The following is a 15,890-nucleotide window of genomic DNA, read 5'->3' as shown; positions in this document are numbered from 1 at the left end:
CTTTTCCTCGGTAGCTCAGCGGTAGAGCATCCGACTGTTAATCGGATGGTCGCTGGTTCGAATCCAGCCCGGGGAGCCAAATTCCGCTTTATTGTCAACGGCTTGCGTCCAGACTCTGATCTGGCGTGCGACCTCGTTGCGGCAAATCCTCAACTAGATGTGTACCGTGGCGAGCCTGCATCCTCCGCGGCGACGCCAAAACGACTCAATTGAAATCGAGCTTCCAGGCGCCGGTCCTTTACGGAGCTGATTCCCATGCGAGACATCCAGGTCGACCGTTCCCCGCTGGCTCCCTCCATTCTGCCGGCGGACGTCCCCGAACTCAGCGACGACGAATGCCTCGCCTGTCTGGCGCGCGCGGTCGAGACCCACGATTCGGCACGGCTTGATGAAGTCGCCGCATTGATCGGCCGCCTCGCGGTCACGATCGAGTAGGCCGGCTCACCCTCGACGTTGCGAGTTGCGGAAGGGCCCGGTTCGCGGGCCAAAGCCATGTTGCGTTTTCGCAGGGCCTGTTCCAAAGATGCCGCCAACTTTCGTCCGCGGCATCGTCCGCCTTGCAGGGTCCGCAAATGTCCGTTTTCTCGACGGCGCGCCTAAAAATGGTCGATGGCCAGGTGCGCACCAGTGACGTCACCGACCGTCGTGTTCTCGACGCCATGCTCGCGGTTCCGCGCGAGGCCTTCGTGCCAGCCAGCCGGCAGGCATTGGCGTATCTCGACCTCGATCTCGACGTCAGCGAGGGCGGCGCCAAGCGGTTCCTGATCAAGCCGCAGCTGACCGGCAAGCTGCTCCAGGCCGCCGAGATCGGTGAGGAGGACAACGTGCTGGTCGTCGGCTGCGCCACGGGCTATCTCGCCGCGCTGACCGCCAAGCTTGCGCGTCAGGTCATCGCGACAGAATGCGATTCGGCCTTGGCCAAGAAGGCAAACGACGCCATCGCCGCCCTCGGGCTTGCCAACGTGGCCTGCAAGGCCGCGGCCTGCACCGAGGGTGATCCCGCTGCTGGCCCCTATGATGTGATCGTCCTCAACGGCGCCACCGAGGTGACGCCGGCAGGGCTGCTCGGGCAGCTCAAGGAGGGTGGGCGCCTGGTGGGGGTCTCGGCCGAATCCAGGCCGCCGCGAGCCATGATCGTGACCCATACTCACGGCGAATTCGGCCATCGGGCGCTGTTCGATGCCGCGGCCCCGGTCCTTCCCGGGCTGGAACGGGCCGCCGCTTTCGTCTTCTGACGGCCCGATAGCGGCTTTAGCCCGGTAAAATCCCGTTCTGAATCAGAAGTGTGGCCGGGATGCTGCACGTGAAGAGTTTCCACCGAGAACACCCCTCAGGTAGTTCCGTCGCGCTTGACCGCGTCCTATGTTGCGGCGGGGCAGCGACTCCACTCGTAGACGGTAACCCAGCTCGCGGGCACGAGCCGGGCGTTAGAATGAACGGAATTTTTGGATGCATGGGGTGAAGCTCTTCACCGGAGCAGCGGTTTCGGTCCTGCTGCTGGCGCTCGCCGCGCCGACGCCTGCCTTGGCGGATACGATCGAGGCTGCGCTGGTGCGCGCCTATCAGAACAATCCGCAGCTCAACGCGCAGCGCGCCCAGGTGCGCTCGACTGACGAGAACGTGCCACAGGCTCTCTCGGGCTATCGCCCTAAGGTCGGGATCAACCTCAGCACCGGCTATCAGTATCAGGATATTCAGCAGACGCAGAAGGCTGTGCCGATCCATAGCGACCCGCCCCTTCAGCCCAATAGCGCCAGCCTGACCATCAACCAGACGCTCTACAACGGCAATCAGACCGCCAACAGGACGCGCGTGGCGGAGAGTCAGGTCTCGGGATCTCGCGAGGCGTTGCGTGTGCTCGAGCAGACGGTCCTGTTGCAGGCTGCCACCAGCTACATGGACTATCTTCGAGACTCCGCCACCCTGGAAGTTCAGCGCAGCAACGTGCGCGTGCTCGAACAGACGCTCAAGCAAACCCGCGATCGCTTCAATGTCGGCGAGGTGACGCGCACGGACGTGGCGCAATCCGAAGCGCAGCTCGCGGCCGGCAGGACCCAGGCCCTGACCGCCGAATCGAATCTCACGACGACGCGCGCGAATTTCCGCCGGATCATCGGCAACGAGCCGACGAACCTTGCGCCGGGCTCGCCGGTCGATCGTTTCCTGCCCGGGACGCTCGCCTCCGCCGTCGGTCTCAGCCTGGTGGAGAACCCCAATGTCACGGCCTCGATGTTCGGCATCGATGTCAATTATCTCCAGGTCAAGATCAACGAAGGCGCGCTGCTGCCGACCCTCACGGTTCAGGCTGGCATCACCCAGTCGTACCAGCAGACCCTGACGGTCTTCCGAACGACGACCGCTTCCGCCATCGCGACCGCCTCGGTGCCGATCTATCAGGGCGGCGCTGAATATGCGCTCATCCGGCAATCGAAAGAGAACCTGGCGCAGCAGCGCCTGAATCTCGAAACCACACGCGATCAGACCCGCGCCAACGTCGTGCAGGCCTGGGGCCAGTTGGAAGCCGGCAAGGCGCAGGTGCAGTCCGCGCAGGCGCAGGTCACGGCCTCCGAGATCGCGCTGAACGGCGTGCGAGAGGAAGCCAAGGCCGGCCAGCGCACGACGCTGGACGTGCTCAACGCGCAGCAGGCGCTGGTCAACGCGCGCGTGGCGCTCGTCACTGCCCAGCATGACCGCGTGGTGGCGTCCTATTCAGTGCTCAACGCGGTCGGCCGTCTCGCGCCGCAGGTCCTCGGCCTCAACACCACGGTCTATGATCCCAGCGTTCATTACCAGCAGGTTCGCGACAGCTGGGCCGGCGTACGCACGCCAGACGGACGCTAGAGTCCCGTAGTCATCCGGTCGGCATCGTAAATAGCCGAGGCCGACCGGTGCTTTGCTTGCAATCATCAAAATCCCTGACATAGCCTTGCCAAGAAGATGCAGGTCGATTCGCTCTGCATCCGATGCCGTGTGCGTAAAGCATGAATGCCGAGGGCAGGGGCGCACCGCTGCACGTTGAGCCGTCATCTGGGGACAAGTCGGGCTGCCGTGACGAAAATGGCGGGCCGTCCATCCGGAACCGGCCAATCCTGTCGTGCTTGGTGTAAAACAACGCATGCGAGGGCGTTGATGATGTGGAGTCGGAGATGACGCAGCCTGCAAAGGTCACAGAACCCTCGATGGAGGAGATTCTGGCCTCGATCCGGCGCATCATTGCCGACGATGAGGCCAAGCCGCCGCCGGCGGATGCCGCCAAGCCCGAGAAAGCTGCCGCCCCCGCCGCGCCACCGAAGCCGCAGGCGATCAACGATATTCCGCCATCCAAGGTCGCGCCGCCCAAACCGGCCGCCGAAAAGCCCGCACCGCCTCCGGCCGCAAAGCCGGCGCCGCCGCCAGCCCCCGCACCCGAGGCGGATGCATCCAACAATCAGGACGATATCGACGCACTGCTGGCGGGCCTCGACACGGCCACGGCTGCGCCGGAAATCCGCGCTCCCGAGCCGGAGCCCGAACCTGAGCCCGACGTGCTGGAATTGACCGACGATATGGCGCTGGCGATGGAGCCGACGCCACCTCCGCCGCCGCCGAGCTTTCGCAAGGTCGAGCCGCGCGACGATCTCGAATTCGCCGAATCGCCGCCCCCGCGTCCGACGCCGGCATCCTATGCGCCCGTGGACTTCGATGCGCCGCCACTGCCGCCCCAACAGCCGATCCTGGCGCAATCGACGGTCTCCGCGGTCGAATCCGCCTTCAATTCCCTGGCCCACACGGTGCTCAGCAGCAATGCGCGAACGCTGGAGGATCTGGTCAAGGAGATGCTGCGTCCGATGCTGAAATCCTGGCTGGACGACAATTTGCCAGGCCTCGTCGAACGCATCGTGAAGGCCGAAATCGAGCGGGTATCGCGCGGAGGCAGGTAGATCGGGCCGCAGAGCCCTCATAAAGCCCTGCTTGAGCGTCATATTCGGCCTCCCGACCCGACCGGAAGGCCCTGATGCCGCCTGGCTTTCCTGTGACTTGTCCGTTGACTTGGACCCCGTGCGCGGCTTTCTAACAGCGCCATGATCGAGAAAAATTACCAGCCCGCCGATATCGAAGCCCGCATGTCCGTCGTGTGGGAGGACAGCCTTGCCTTCAAGGCCGGCCGCCCGGACCGCCGCGACGCAGTGCCCTTTACCATCGTGATTCCGCCGCCGAACGTGACGGGTTCGCTGCACATGGGCCACGCCCTCAACAACACGCTCCAGGACATCCTGTGCCGGTTCGAGCGCATGCGCGGCCGCGACGTGCTGTGGCAGCCCGGCACCGACCATGCCGGCATCGCCACCCAGATGGTGGTGGAGCGGCAGCTGATGGAGCGCCAGCAGCCCAGCCGTCGCGAGATGGGCCGCGAGAAGTTTCTGGAGCGGGTTTGGCAGTGGAAGGCCGAGAGCGGCGACACCATCATCAACCAACTCAAGCGGCTCGGCGCCTCCTGCGACTGGTCGCGCGAACGCTTCACCATGGACGAGGGCCTGTCCAAGGCCGTGGTCAAGGTGTTCGTCGAGCTGCACCGCGATGGCCTGATCTACAAGGACAAGCGGCTGGTGAACTGGGACACCAAGCTGCTCACCGCGATCTCCGATCTCGAAGTGCAGCAGACCGAGGTCAAGGGCCACCTCTGGTACCTGCGCTATCCGATCGAGGGCAAGACTTTCAGCCCCGAGGATCCCTCGAGCTTCATCGTCGTTGCCACCACGCGTCCGGAGACCATGCTCGGCGATACCGGGGTCGCCGTGCATCCCGATGACGAGCGCTATCAGAAGCTGGTCGGCAAGAACGTGATCCTGCCGCTGGTCGGCCGCAAGATCCAGATCGTCGCCGACGATTATTCCGACCCGGAGAAGGGCTCGGGCGCGGTCAAGGTGACGCCGGCGCACGACTTCAACGACTTCGAGGTCGGCAATCGCCACGGCCTCGCCCGGATCAGCGTCATCGACAAGGAAGGTTGCCTCGATCTCCTCGACAACGAAGATTATTTACGCGACCTGCCGGAAGGTGCCTCGCAATTGGCCGAGGAGTTCAACAAGCTCGATCGCTTTGCAGCCCGCAAGCGCATCGTCGAGCGGCTGGACTCGTTCGGATTCGTCGAGCGGATCGAGCCCCATACCCACATGGTGCCGCATGGCGACCGCTCCGGCACGGTGATCGAGCCCTATCTGACCGACCAGTGGTATGTCGACGCCAAGACGCTGGCGAAGCCTGCGATGGCCGCAGTGCGTTCGGGCGAAACCACCTTCGTGCCGAAGAACTGGGAAAAAACCTATTTCGAATGGATGGAGAACATCCAGCCCTGGTGCATCTCGCGCCAGCTCTGGTGGGGCCACCAGATCCCGGCCTGGTACGGTCCCGATGGCAAGGTGTTCGTCGCCGAGACCGAGGAGGAGGCCGTCAGCCACGCGCTCGGCTATTACGTCGAGCAGGAAGTCATCACGGTCGAGCAGGGCCGCGAGATGGCGCTCGACCGCAACAAGCGTGACGGCTTCATCACGCGCGACGAGGATGTGCTCGACACCTGGTTCTCGTCCGCGCTGTGGCCGTTCTCGACTCTCGGCTGGCCCGCAGACACACCGGAAGTGCAGCGTTACTACCCAACCAACGCGCTGGTGACCGGCTTCGACATCATCTTCTTCTGGGTCGCCCGCATGATGATGATGGGCCTGCACTTCATGAAGGAGGTGCCGTTCTCGACGATCTACATCCACGCCCTCGTCCGCGACGAGAAGGGCGCCAAGATGTCGAAGTCGAAGGGCAACGTGATCGATCCGCTCAGCCTGATCGACCAATATGGTGCGGACGCGCTCCGCTTTACGTTGGCCGCAATGGCCGCCCAGGGGCGCGACATCAAGCTCGCCACCAGCCGGGTCGAGGGCTATCGCAATTTCGCGACCAAGCTCTGGAATGCGTCGCGCTTTGCGGAGATGAACCACTGCGCCGTGCCCGAGGGTTTCGAGCCGGCGAAGGTCAAGGAGACGCTGAACCGCTGGATCGCGCATGAGAGTGCGCACACCACGCGCGAGGTGACCGAGGCGATCGAGGCCTATCGCTTCAATGACGCCGCCGGCAGCATCTACCGCTTCGTTTGGAACGTCTATTGCGACTGGTATCTCGAGCTCGCAAAACCCGTGCTGCTCGGCCCCGACAGCCCTGCCAAGGCCGAGACCCGCGCCATGGTGGCATGGGCGCGCGACGAGATCCTGAAACTGCTGCACCCCTTCATGCCCTTTATCACCGAGGAGCTTTGGGAGGTGACGGCCAAGCGCGACGGTCTGCTCGCGCTGGCACCGTGGCCGCTGAAGCCGGCCGGGCCGACGCCGGAGCAGCTTGCGATGCTCGCGGCGACGACGGGGCCGACCGACGCGCTCGTCTCGCCGGTTTGGGTGCTGCCGATCTTCGACCATGCCGACTTCACCGATCCCGCGGCGGAGGCCGAGATCGGCTGGGTCATCGACCTCGTCACGCAGGTCCGTTCGGTGCGCGCCGAGATGAATATCCCGCCGGCGACGCTGACGGCGCTGGTGCTCGCAGGCGCCTCGGCCGAGACGAAGGAGCGCGCGCCATGCTGGAGCGACGTCATCAAGCGCATGGCGCGGTTGTCGGATATCTCCTTCGCCGACCGTGCGCCCGACGGCGCGGTCCAGCTCCTGGTGCGAGGTGAGGTCGCCGCGCTGCCGCTGAAGGGCGTGATCGACGTCGCCGCCGAGCGCACGCGCCTCGACAAGGAGATCGGGAAGGCCGACGCCGACATCAAGCGTGCCGAGTCCAAGCTGGCCAACGAGAAATTCGTCGCCAACGCGGCCGAGGAGGTCGTCGAGGAGGAGCGCGAGAAGCGTGAGGCCGCGCTCGCCCGCAAGGCCAAGCTGCTCGAGGCGTTGGAGCGGCTCAAACAAGCGTCGTAAGCTTATTTCGGGAACGGCTTGCTCAAAAACTTCGAGCCCCTGATGCCATAGCGCCAGGGCAGCTCGACGGCCTTGGTGATGCCGATCCGGATGCCGGCGACCACCTCGACGTCCTCCGTCCGCGCATGCAGCGCGATCGGAGGACGATCCAGCGGCAAGGCGTTGTGCGCGATGGTGATGCCGAGCGCTTCGGTCAGCTTGCCCGGGCCCGAGCACAACGCGTGCAAATCCTGGAGATGGCGCCGCCGACGCATCGCGGCGATGCCATGGGTCGGCTCCAGCGCGCGGATCAGCACTGCGCTGGCCGAGCCTTCTTCCTCGCAGACGAAGTTCACGCACCAGTGGATACCGTAGGAGCGATACACATAGGCAAAGCCGGGCGGGCCGAACATCACCTGGTTCCGCGGCGTCGGGCCATTGTAGGAGTGCGCCGCCGGCTCGGTATGATGATAGGCCTCGACCTCGACGATGATCCCACCGACGCCGTCGACCAGCATGGTCGCACCGATCAGGTCGGGCGCGACCTCGTGGACGCTGCGTGCGAAAAAGGCACGCTTCAGCGCTTTGCCGAGCCGGGGTGTGGAAGGTTTCGAGACTGGAGCCATTCGAGGTGAGAATCGCCAGAGAACAGAGCAGGATATTGCCCATATCTGCCATGTTCCCTGAAGCGGGGCGAGCCGGGTTGCGATGCCCGGCCAGACCGACTAGGTAGGACCAGAACAGACCGGACACCCTATGGTCGTTATTGTCGATACCATCTCGAACCCGCTGCGCCCACGTCACCCCGAAAAGGTGAATCGGCCCGATTCCGCGTCGCCGCCGAAGCCGGACTGGATCCGCGTACGCGCGCCCAACACCCGCGGCTATGCCGACACCCGCAACATCGTGCGCGCCAACGGCCTGCATACGGTGTGCGAGGAGGCGGGCTGCCCGAACATCGGCGAGTGCTGGGACAAGAAGCACGCGACCTTCATGATCATGGGCGACACCTGCACCCGCGCCTGTGCCTTCTGCAACGTCAAGACCGGCATGCCGAACGCGCTCGATGCGGCCGAGCCGCAGAACGTCGGCGAGGCCGTGGCCAAGCTTGGGCTTGCCCATGTCGTCATCACGTCGGTTGACCGCGACGACCTCACCGACGGCGGCGCCGAGCATTTCGCCCAGACCATCCGCGCGATCCGCGCTGCGTGCCCCTCGACCACGATCGAGATCCTGACGCCCGATTTCCTGCGCAAGGAGGGGGCGCTGGAGGTCGTCGTCGCGGCGAAGCCCGACGTGTTCAACCACAATCTCGAGACCGTGCCGTCGTGCTATCTCACGGTGCGGCCGGGCGCGCGCTATTTCCATTCGATCCGGCTGCTGCAGCGGGTCAAGGAGCTCGATCCCACCATCTTCACCAAGTCCGGCATCATGGTCGGCCTCGGCGAGGAGCGCCACGAGGTGCAGCAGGTGATGGACGATCTGCGTTCGGCCGATGTCGATTTCCTGACCATCGGGCAATATCTCCAGCCGACCCGCAAGCATCACGCCGTGATGCGCTACGTGCCGCCGGATGAGTTTTCGTCCTACGAGAAGGTCGCCTACACCAAGGGCTTCTTGATGGTGTCGGCAAGCCCGCTCACCCGTTCGTCGCATCATGCCGGCGAGGATTTTGCGAAACTGAAGGCCGCGCGGGCCGCACACGCCCGCTGAATCGCCATGCCCAATTTTTCGAGCAAGCGCCGTGTCGATCACAGCGCGTCCGAGATGTTTGATCTGGTCGCCGACGTCGAGCGCTACCCGGAATTCGTGCCGCTGTGCAGCGCGCTGAAGGTCCGGCAGCGCATGGCGAAACCCGACGGCACCGAGGTGCTGGTCGCGGACATGACGGTGTCGTTCAAGCTGGTCAGGGAATCCTTCACCAGCCGCGTGACGCTCGACCGCGCCAATTTGAAGATCCTGGTCGAATATCTGCAGGGTCCCTTCAGCAATCTGGAAAACCGCTGGACGTTCGAGCCCAAAGGCGAGAGCGTTTGCGATGTCGGTTTCTTCCTCGCCTACGAGTTCAAGAGCCGCATGCTGGCGCTCCTGATGGGCTCGATGTTCGACGCCGCGTTCGCGCGATTTTCCATCGCGTTCGAGAAGCGGGCGGATGCGATCTACGGACGGCGGAAGCTGGCCTCGTCGTAGTGGACGGGCACGCTCTCTCCTCCGTCATTGCGATGAGCCCTTGCGACGAAGCAATCCAGAATCCCTCCGCGGAGAGACTCTGGATTGCTTCGCTGCGCTCGCAATGACGATGCGGGAGGCAGGCGTGCCAAGATTTCAATCCACCGCCTTCACGATATCCGGCGGCTGCGAGGCATAGTACGCCGCGGCCTGCTCGATTTCCTCTCGCGTCATCGCACGCGCGATGTTGCGCATCTGCTGGCTGATGTCGTTGCGGCGCTCGCCTGAGGCGAAGGCCTGCAGCTGCGCCTTCATGTAGGCCTCGGACTGGCCTTCGAGCCACGGACTGCCGGTCTTGTTGTCGAGGCTGCCGTGGCAGGCGCCGCAGGGCGCGATGCCGCGCATTGGTGCGCCGTAGATTACGATGTTTGGCTTGGGCAATTGCGGCGTCGGGTGATAGGCCGGCAGCCGCGGCAGGTAAGCGTAATAGTTCGAGAGATCTGCGATCTCCTGCTCGGTCAGATTGACGGCGAACGGTGACATCACGGCATTGGTGCGCGCGCCGGTGCGGAAATCATGCAGCTCCTTGTAGATCACGGCCGCGTACTGGCCGGCGAGATTGGGCGAATCCGCGCGGCTGACACCGGTCGGGCCGTGACAGATCGCGCAGCGCTGCGCCAGCGTGGCGCCGCGTCCGATCGCCTCCTGGCTCGGGCGCGCCAGCGTGTTCGACGTCAGCACGACTCCCGACAGGCGCCTGGTCTGCTCCGGCGCGGTGACGCTCGCCGCGCGTTGCGGCACACCGGCAGCGCTGCAGATCGCGTCCCAGACGTTGGCGAATTGGACCCAGGGCTGCGCGAAGGGCAGCACGACGAAGCCTGCAATCGCCGTGACGATCAGGATCGCGGCGGTGATGACCACACTCGCCTTGAAATGACGATTGGTGAGGGTGAAGAGGTCGCGCGTGCTCATCACTGCGCTCCCACATAAATGGCCGGCACAGAGGTGCCCTCGGTCAGCGCCAGATTCAGGATCGGATAGCCGTAATTGGTGAGGGTGAGCGCGATCATCAGCGCCACCCACAGCGCGTGGGTGTTGAGCGCGACCGGGACCGTTGTGGGCTGGTGCACGGCCAGCGCGAAGCGATAAGGGCCGGCGTCGACCCGCGGCGCGCGCATGCCGCGAGCCAGGATAACGATAAATATGATTCCCGACGCCAGCAGGATGAAGCCGCCGATGGCCGAGAGGGTAACCGAGAGGGCCTGCGGCGCGATCGCGGGATCGCCGAAGTCGAAATAGGCCATGCGGCGCGGCATGCCGAGAATGCCGACCCAGTGCCAGGGAAAGGTCGTGACGATCATGCCGATGAACCACAGCCAGAGCTGGGTGCGGATCAGGCGGACATCGATCAGCTCGCGACCGCTCAGGTGCGGCCACAGATCGTAGGCGATCGCAAAATACATGATCACGATGGCGCCGCCGAAGATCAGGTGGAAATGGCCGGTGATCCACTGCGTGTTGTGGATCGACGCATCGAGCTGATAGCTCATGTTGATGAGACCGCCGGCGCCGCCGAAGCCAAGCATGACGAACGAGAACGCCAGCGCCAGCATCATCGGATTGTCCCAGGGCAGGGCCCTAATCCAGCCGAACATGCCGCGGCCGCCGCGCAGGCGCGCCGCGATCTCGACGGAGGCGCAGATCGTGAACACGGTCAGCAGCGTGGGCAGCGCGACCAGCGCCGTGAAAGCCGAATGGATGAACTTGAAGCCGGCGCCGACCTGCGGATCCGCGAAGGTGTGGTGCATGCCGATCGGCATCGCCACCACCAGGAACAGGATGAAGGAAATCCGCGCCATGCTGTCGGAATAGACGCGGCCGCCGATCGCGCGCGGCACGATGGTGTAATAGGCGATGTAGGTCGGCATCAGCCAGAAATAGACGATGGCGTGCAGCGTCCAGGAGAAGAACACGCGCGCAAGGCCGGCGTCGATGGTGGCCTTCAGCCCCGCCGCGACCGGAATGATCTGCAGCAGCAGCTCGAGCGCGGCGCCGACCGCAGTCCAGGCCCACAGATACGAACCCGCGACATTGGCGAACATCGCCAGCGGCACCGGCGCACCGGGATGGGCCTTCCGCCACATGCGCAGATTGAGCGACATCAACGCGACCCAGATCCAGGAGCCGACCACGACCAGCACGACGCCGAGATAGTAGAAGACGTTGCCGATCAGCGGCGGGTAGAACGTGTAGAGCACCGAGGCGCGGCCCAGCGCGATCGGGATCACCGCCATGATGCTGCCGATGACGATCAACCAGAACCCGGCCCAGGCCCAGCGCACACCGACCAGCCGCTGCTCCAGCGCGGACTCGCTGATGGCGTAGCCAAAGCCCATCGCGACCAGGGTCGGGAAGACATAGCCCATCACCGTGCCGTGGGCGGTCAGCGAACGGTAATAGAGCTCGGGATTGGACAGCCAGGTGCCGATCGGGCTGCGAATGAACATCTGCCAGGCGCCGAGCGTGAGCGCGATGCCGAACACGGCGAAGGCCAGCCAGAAATGGGCGAGGATGAGCTTTCTATTGACCAACACAGCTCAGCCTCCCGCCACCCTTCGCGCGATCCGCGAATTCGGTCTTGTCGATCACCTTGACCTTGCCCCACATGCCCTCGTGGCCGAACGAGCAAAACTCCTGGCAGGGCATCAGATAGTCGCCGCTCTTCGTAAAGCGCATGAGCTGCTCGGAGATGTAGCCCGGCACCAGCATGGTGTTGACATTGGTGCCCTGGATCAGGATGCCGTGGACGACGTCGGCGCTGGTGGCGCGCAGCGTGATCGGCGTGTCGACGGGCACCACGATGCAGGCCGGCGTGAACGAATATTGCTGGCCGATCGCGCGCACGGTCACGTTGCCATTGGCCTCGAGCACGCTGCCGAGATTGCTTTCGACGAACTCGCCGGTCAGATGCAGCCGCGACGGATCGGTCGTCTCGACCCGCGGCTGCGGCATGGTCGCGCGATGGATGCCGGCGAGCGCCGCCAGCAGCGCCATCATCACGACGATGATCACGGCGATGGTGGCCCAGCGCCGCTCGACGCGGGCTGCGACCTCGGCGCTGGCGCTACCGTTGCTGTGGGCTCCCTCGACGCTCATTGCAGCGAGCCGCGCGGCAGGAACACGAACAGATAGAAGGCGAACCACATCGCGACCACGCAGGCCGTGGCGATGCCGGCGACCACGATCGCGCCGGACGGGCCCTGCGCCACGACTTCCTCGATGGCCTGGTCGGCGGCGGCTGGGCTGGTCGGCGGATCGGAGTTGAACATGGGGCCCTCAGTTCAGCGGTGCCGAGCGCAGCTCGTTGGCCTCGCGCGCCGAGACCGGCGTGCCGCGATTGCCCCAGGCGGTGCGGATGTAGGAGACGACGGCGGCGACCTCGTTGTCGGAGAGGAGGCCGGCGAAGGGCGGCATGCCATAGGGCATCGGATTGCCCTTAGTGCCGGGCGGATAGCCGCCATTGAGCACCATGCGGATCGGGTTGACCGCCGACTGCATCTCGATCGACTGGTTGTTGGCAAGCGGCGGCCAGTGCGGCGGCTTGCCCTCGCCCTGGGTGCCATGACAGCTCGCGCAGTTCTTGTCGTAGACGGTCTTGCCGAGGCTGATCAGAAGGCTGCTCTCGCTGGTCGGCAGCGCCGAGCTCGCGGCCGGCGGAGGCGAGGGCTCCGCGATCCCCTTGAGGTAGACCGCCATCGCCCTGGTGTCCTCGTCGTTGAGATATTGCAGGCTGTTGTGCACGACCTCGGCCATTGGGCCGTAGACCACGCCGCGCATGGAGACGCCGGTCTGGAGCAAATCCGTGATGTCCTTGATGCTCCAGTCGCCGAGCCCGGCCTCACGGTTTGACGTCAGCGAGGGCGCGTACCAGTTCTGCATCGGGATCAGGCCGCCCTTGAACGCGTCGGATTGCGAGGTGCCGCCGAGCGCGTTGATAGGCGAATGGCACATGCCGCAATGGCCGAGGCCCTCGACCAGATAGGCGCCGCGATTCCACTCCGCTGATTTCTTCAGATCGGGCTTGAACTCGCCCTCGCTGAAGAACAGCGTGCGCCAGCCTAGGATGAGCTGGCGGTTGTCGTATGGGAAACGCAATTCGTGCGGCTTGTTCTTCTGGTTCACCGGCGCAATCGAGCGCAGATAGGCGAAGATCGCGTCGCTGTCGGCGCGCGTGACCTTGGTGTAGGACGCAAACGGCATCGCCGGGTAAATCAGCCCGCCATCGGGAAAGCGGCCGCTGTGCATGGTCTTGTAGAAGTCGTCGGCGCTCCACTTGCCGATGCCGGTCTCCGGATCGGGCGTGATGTTGGAGGTGTACAGCGTGCCGAATGGGGTCGGCATGGCACGGCCGCCGGCAAACAAGCGGCCTTCCGCTGCGGTGTGGCAGGCGGTGCAGTCGCCGGCACGGGCCAGATATTCGCCGCGCGCGATGATGTCGCCGGTCTTGTCTTTGTCCTGCGCGGCTGCTGCCGTGGTGAACGCCGCGAGTGCGAGCAACTCGATGGACAGGAGCTTGATCGAAAATTTGAAGCCCATCATCCGCCTCGTCAGTTGGGCTGGCTACCGCAGCCGAATGGCAGCGCGTAGGTGCCTTTCGGCACGGGGGCTGGGTTGGCGGGAGCGGGCCGCGTCGCAAGCCAGGCTGCGACGGCAGTGACGTCCGCCTCGGTCAGGTGACCGGCGACGAGCTGCATGCAATCAGGCGATTTCGCGGTGCGGGTGCCATAACGCCAGCCGCCGAGCTGGGCGCTGATATAATTGGCGCGCAGGCCCAGCAGGCCCGGGATGCCCGGCTGCATGCCCGTCAATGCAGGGCCATGGCAGCTGACGCATGCCGGAATGTTGCGGCCGGCATCGCCGCTGGTGGCGAGCAGCTCACCGTGCGCGAGGACGTCCTTGCTCACTTCGCTCGGCGCCGGCTGCGGCAGCGGCGGGTGCTCGCTGGCAAAATATTCCGCCATCGCCTCCAGATAGGGATCGGGCAGAAACTCCAGCAGATAGTTCATCGGCGGGTATTTGCGCCGGCCGCTGCGGAAAGCGAGCAGCTGGTTGTAGAGATAACCGGCCGGCTTGCCTGCGAGGCGCGGAAAATAGACGTCGCTGGTGCCTTCGCCCTTGTTGCCGTGACAGGGCGTGCAGGCCTCCACCCGCGCCGCCATCGTATCCGGTGGCTGGTTGGCGGTTTGCGCGGTCGCACCGTCGGTTGCGGCCAAGACGGCCATAGTGGCCAAGGCGGCAATGGCGACTGCCGGAACAGTGTAGCGAGCGAACACTCTCGTCGCCCTCCAGGGCTGGGCCGGGTTGATTCCCGGTCACAACGTAGAGCGGCATTATTGCGGCAATATAGTCGGGCGCAAGACGCAAAGGGGCCAATGACGTTTGCTCGCGGTTGCACATTTGCGATCCCGATCGGTTTCGACAAAATTGCGTGCATTTTGACAAGCAAACACAGGTTTGCAGTCTCGCGGCTTGGCACGCCCGAGCTTTGCTTTGTCTCGTACACCCTCTTTCGTCAGAGGGCGCAGGGAAGACCGGGTGCCGGCTGGCACCCACGGTCCACTGTGCGAAGGTTGCGCTACAAGAGGCTGCACAGCGGCATACAGGTGAAGCCCAACACACGGCCTTCCCTGCGCAGTGGTTTGACGGCTTATGCCGAGTTCTCCCCGGGGAGCGATGCACTATTGCCCCCGTCGCCTTGCGGATGGCTGATGCGCCTGCCCGGTCGGGCAGCCCACATCACCACAAGACTTGACGCACAGACCCCGGGCGTCAGGACGACACGGTTTTGCCGTACGCTGTCAGCATCGGTCGTGTGCGCGACGTCTTCGCTCACGGTTTCCCGCCCTGCGACACCCTTCGCGCCGATGTGACCAGCGTCCACCGCAGCCCATCCCACGTTCGTGACGATCGCGATACGCCCCTCTGACCGGGATGAGGTGGCGGGATGAATACGCTAAAGCCGAATTTCGGTAAAGCGGAATATTTTCGCGAGGTCAGATTGACCTGCCGTTTGGATGTTTTGCCCGACGGGCAACGCAAGGGATTGTAGCCCGGATGGAGCGAAGCGTAATCCGGGGCCTTGTATCCGCGGAACGAATCCCGGATTGCGCTTCGCTCCATCCAGGCTGCGGGAGTCAGCCTCGCGGCGAGCGCGGAGTCCTGCGCTTCACTGCGTGCCGGCGCGGCGAGCGTGTCACGCGGGGGCGCAGGCGGGTGACCGCGGCTTCACGGCGTGGCTTGGCCTGGACTGGGCCGCGGGCGAGATCCATCAGCATGCGCAGCGCCTCGACCACCGAGCGCTGGCGCACGGCGGTACGGCCGATGGCGCCAAAACGATGCTCGCGGTGAACGATGCGCCCGTCGCGCGCGGCGGCGGCGAAGTGGACGAGGCCCACCGGCTTGCCCGGCGTGGCGCCGCCGGGGCCGGCAATGCCGGTGATGGCGACCGCAAGATCGACGCCGGCGCGCTCCAGCGCGCCGACCGCCATAGCTGTTGCGGTCTCCTTGCTGACGGCGCCGAAATTGGTGAGCGTGCTCGCCTCGACCCCGAGCATCGCGCGCTTGGCGTCATTGGAATAGGTGACGAAGCCGCGATCGATGACGTCGGACGAACCGGGGATGTCGGTCAGCGCGCCCGCGACGAGGCCGCCGGTGCAGGACTCCGCGGTCGCGATCGTCAGCTTGCGCATCCGGCACAGATCGAGCAGCGAGCGGGAGAGGGCGCGTGCGTCGCTGCCGGCCATG

The 15,890-nt window shown here is 64.9% G+C and carries 15 protein-coding genes and 1 tRNA gene; 8 read left to right on the top strand and 8 right to left on the bottom strand.

The window, feature by feature from the left end; all coding sequences use genetic code 11:
* Positions 1-4: 4 nt before the first annotated feature.
* From AC0L3C_RS01190 to AC0L3C_RS01165, 6 genes are all read left to right on the top strand, one after another.
* A tRNA-Asn gene (locus tag AC0L3C_RS01190) sits at positions 5-79 on the top strand.
* 176 nt (positions 80-255) lie between these two features.
* Complete coding sequence (locus AC0L3C_RS01185) at positions 256-435, top strand: hypothetical protein (protein WP_473284854.1); 180 nt, start codon at positions 256-258, stop codon at positions 433-435.
* Between the two features lie 137 nt (positions 436-572).
* Positions 573-1,235: a protein-L-isoaspartate O-methyltransferase family protein gene (locus tag AC0L3C_RS01180; protein ID WP_473406940.1), complete on the top strand. Its 663-nt coding sequence runs from the start codon at positions 573-575 to the stop codon at positions 1,233-1,235.
* A gap of 214 nt (positions 1,236-1,449) precedes the next feature.
* Positions 1,450-2,841 carry a TolC family outer membrane protein gene (locus AC0L3C_RS01175; protein ID WP_247296776.1) on the top strand — a complete coding sequence of 464 codons (1,392 nt, stop codon included), beginning with the start codon at positions 1,450-1,452 and terminating at the stop codon, positions 2,839-2,841.
* A 305-nt stretch (positions 2,842-3,146) separates the two neighbouring features.
* Positions 3,147-3,920 carry a PopZ family protein gene (locus AC0L3C_RS01170; protein ID WP_473284858.1) on the top strand — a complete coding sequence of 258 codons (774 nt, stop codon included), beginning with the start codon at positions 3,147-3,149 and terminating at the stop codon, positions 3,918-3,920.
* Positions 3,921-4,061: 141 nt separating this feature from the next.
* A complete protein-coding gene (locus AC0L3C_RS01165; RefSeq protein WP_473406939.1) occupies positions 4,062-6,938 on the top strand; it encodes a valine--tRNA ligase in 2,877 nt (958 codons plus the stop codon).
* Positions 6,939-6,940: 2 nt separating this feature from the next.
* Here the strand turns inward: AC0L3C_RS01165 and AC0L3C_RS01160 are convergent, their stop codons facing one another.
* Positions 6,941-7,543, bottom strand: coding sequence for a DNA-3-methyladenine glycosylase (locus tag AC0L3C_RS01160; protein ID WP_473284862.1), 603 nt, complete (start codon positions 7,541-7,543; stop codon positions 6,941-6,943).
* Between the two features lie 130 nt (positions 7,544-7,673).
* Here AC0L3C_RS01160 and lipA point away from each other — a divergent pair, with 130 nt between their 5' ends.
* Both lipA and AC0L3C_RS01150 read left to right on the top strand, forming a co-directional pair.
* A complete protein-coding gene (gene lipA, locus AC0L3C_RS01155) occupies positions 7,674-8,630 on the top strand; it encodes a lipoyl synthase (RefSeq protein ID WP_473284864.1) in 957 nt (318 codons plus the stop codon).
* A 6-nt stretch (positions 8,631-8,636) separates the two neighbouring features.
* Positions 8,637-9,107: a type II toxin-antitoxin system RatA family toxin gene (locus tag AC0L3C_RS01150; protein WP_007591145.1), complete on the top strand. Its 471-nt coding sequence runs from the start codon at positions 8,637-8,639 to the stop codon at positions 9,105-9,107.
* 135 nt (positions 9,108-9,242) lie between these two features.
* Here AC0L3C_RS01150 and AC0L3C_RS01145 read toward each other — a convergent pair whose 3' ends face one another.
* The 7 genes from AC0L3C_RS01145 to AC0L3C_RS01115 form a co-directional block, all read right to left on the bottom strand.
* Entirely contained in the window at positions 9,243-10,058 is an 816-nt protein-coding gene (locus AC0L3C_RS01145; RefSeq protein WP_473406937.1) for a c-type cytochrome, read from the bottom strand.
* Positions 10,058-11,680: a b(o/a)3-type cytochrome-c oxidase subunit 1 gene (locus AC0L3C_RS01140; protein ID WP_473406936.1), complete on the bottom strand. Its 1,623-nt coding sequence runs from the start codon at positions 11,678-11,680 to the stop codon at positions 10,058-10,060. Before AC0L3C_RS01140 ends, AC0L3C_RS01145 begins: the two co-directional genes overlap by 1 nt.
* The gene (locus AC0L3C_RS01135; RefSeq protein WP_473406934.1) at positions 11,667-12,242 is read right to left on the bottom strand and encodes a cytochrome C oxidase subunit II; all 576 of its coding nucleotides are present in this window, start codon (positions 12,240-12,242) and stop codon (positions 11,667-11,669) included. Before AC0L3C_RS01135 ends, AC0L3C_RS01140 begins: the two co-directional genes overlap by 14 nt.
* The gene (locus tag AC0L3C_RS01130; protein WP_275172584.1) at positions 12,239-12,415 is read right to left on the bottom strand and encodes a hypothetical protein; all 177 of its coding nucleotides are present in this window, start codon (positions 12,413-12,415) and stop codon (positions 12,239-12,241) included. The genes AC0L3C_RS01135 and AC0L3C_RS01130 overlap by 4 nt, the downstream gene beginning before the upstream one ends.
* Positions 12,416-12,422: 7 nt before the next feature.
* Entirely contained in the window at positions 12,423-13,682 is a 1,260-nt protein-coding gene (locus tag AC0L3C_RS01125; RefSeq protein ID WP_473406933.1) for a cytochrome c, read from the bottom strand.
* A gap of 11 nt (positions 13,683-13,693) precedes the next feature.
* A complete protein-coding gene (locus tag AC0L3C_RS01120; RefSeq protein WP_473261646.1) occupies positions 13,694-14,368 on the bottom strand; it encodes a c-type cytochrome in 675 nt (224 codons plus the stop codon).
* Between the two features lie 912 nt (positions 14,369-15,280).
* Positions 15,281-15,889, bottom strand: a complete 609-nt coding sequence (locus AC0L3C_RS01115) for a CinA family protein (protein WP_354059554.1) — start codon at positions 15,887-15,889, stop codon at positions 15,281-15,283.
* Between the last annotated feature and the right edge of the window lies 1 nt (position 15,890).

The organism is Bradyrhizobium sp. WSM4872 (genome assembly GCF_055811715.1).
This window is presented reverse-complemented; position numbering and strand designations above follow the sequence as displayed.

Excerpts from the sequence above, each read along its gene's own strand:
- AC0L3C_RS01185 (WP_473284854.1), top strand. The coding sequence starts at position 256 with ATGCGAGACATCCAGGTCGACCGTTCCCCGCTGGCTCCCTCCATTCTG.
- AC0L3C_RS01180 (WP_473406940.1), top strand. The coding sequence starts at position 573 with ATGTCCGTTTTCTCGACGGCGCGCCTAAAAATGGTCGATGGCCAGGTG.
- AC0L3C_RS01175 (WP_247296776.1), top strand. The coding sequence starts at position 1,450 with ATGCATGGGGTGAAGCTCTTCACCGGAGCAGCGGTTTCGGTCCTGCTG.
- AC0L3C_RS01170 (WP_473284858.1), top strand. The coding sequence starts at position 3,147 with ATGACGCAGCCTGCAAAGGTCACAGAACCCTCGATGGAGGAGATTCTG.
- AC0L3C_RS01165 (WP_473406939.1), top strand. The coding sequence starts at position 4,062 with ATGATCGAGAAAAATTACCAGCCCGCCGATATCGAAGCCCGCATGTCC.
- AC0L3C_RS01160 (WP_473284862.1), bottom strand. The coding sequence starts at position 7,543 with ATGGCTCCAGTCTCGAAACCTTCCACACCCCGGCTCGGCAAAGCGCTG.
- lipA (WP_473284864.1), top strand. The coding sequence starts at position 7,674 with ATGGTCGTTATTGTCGATACCATCTCGAACCCGCTGCGCCCACGTCAC.
- AC0L3C_RS01150 (WP_007591145.1), top strand. The coding sequence starts at position 8,637 with ATGCCCAATTTTTCGAGCAAGCGCCGTGTCGATCACAGCGCGTCCGAG.
- AC0L3C_RS01145 (WP_473406937.1), bottom strand. The coding sequence starts at position 10,058 with ATGAGCACGCGCGACCTCTTCACCCTCACCAATCGTCATTTCAAGGCG.
- AC0L3C_RS01135 (WP_473406934.1), bottom strand. The coding sequence starts at position 12,242 with ATGAGCGTCGAGGGAGCCCACAGCAACGGTAGCGCCAGCGCCGAGGTC.
- AC0L3C_RS01130 (WP_275172584.1), bottom strand. The coding sequence starts at position 12,415 with ATGTTCAACTCCGATCCGCCGACCAGCCCAGCCGCCGCCGACCAGGCC.
- AC0L3C_RS01125 (WP_473406933.1), bottom strand. The coding sequence starts at position 13,682 with ATGGGCTTCAAATTTTCGATCAAGCTCCTGTCCATCGAGTTGCTCGCA.
- AC0L3C_RS01120 (WP_473261646.1), bottom strand. The coding sequence starts at position 14,368 with ATGGCCGTCTTGGCCGCAACCGACGGTGCGACCGCGCAAACCGCCAAC.
- AC0L3C_RS01115 (WP_354059554.1), bottom strand. The coding sequence starts at position 15,889 with ATGGCCGGCAGCGACGCACGCGCCCTCTCCCGCTCGCTGCTCGATCTG.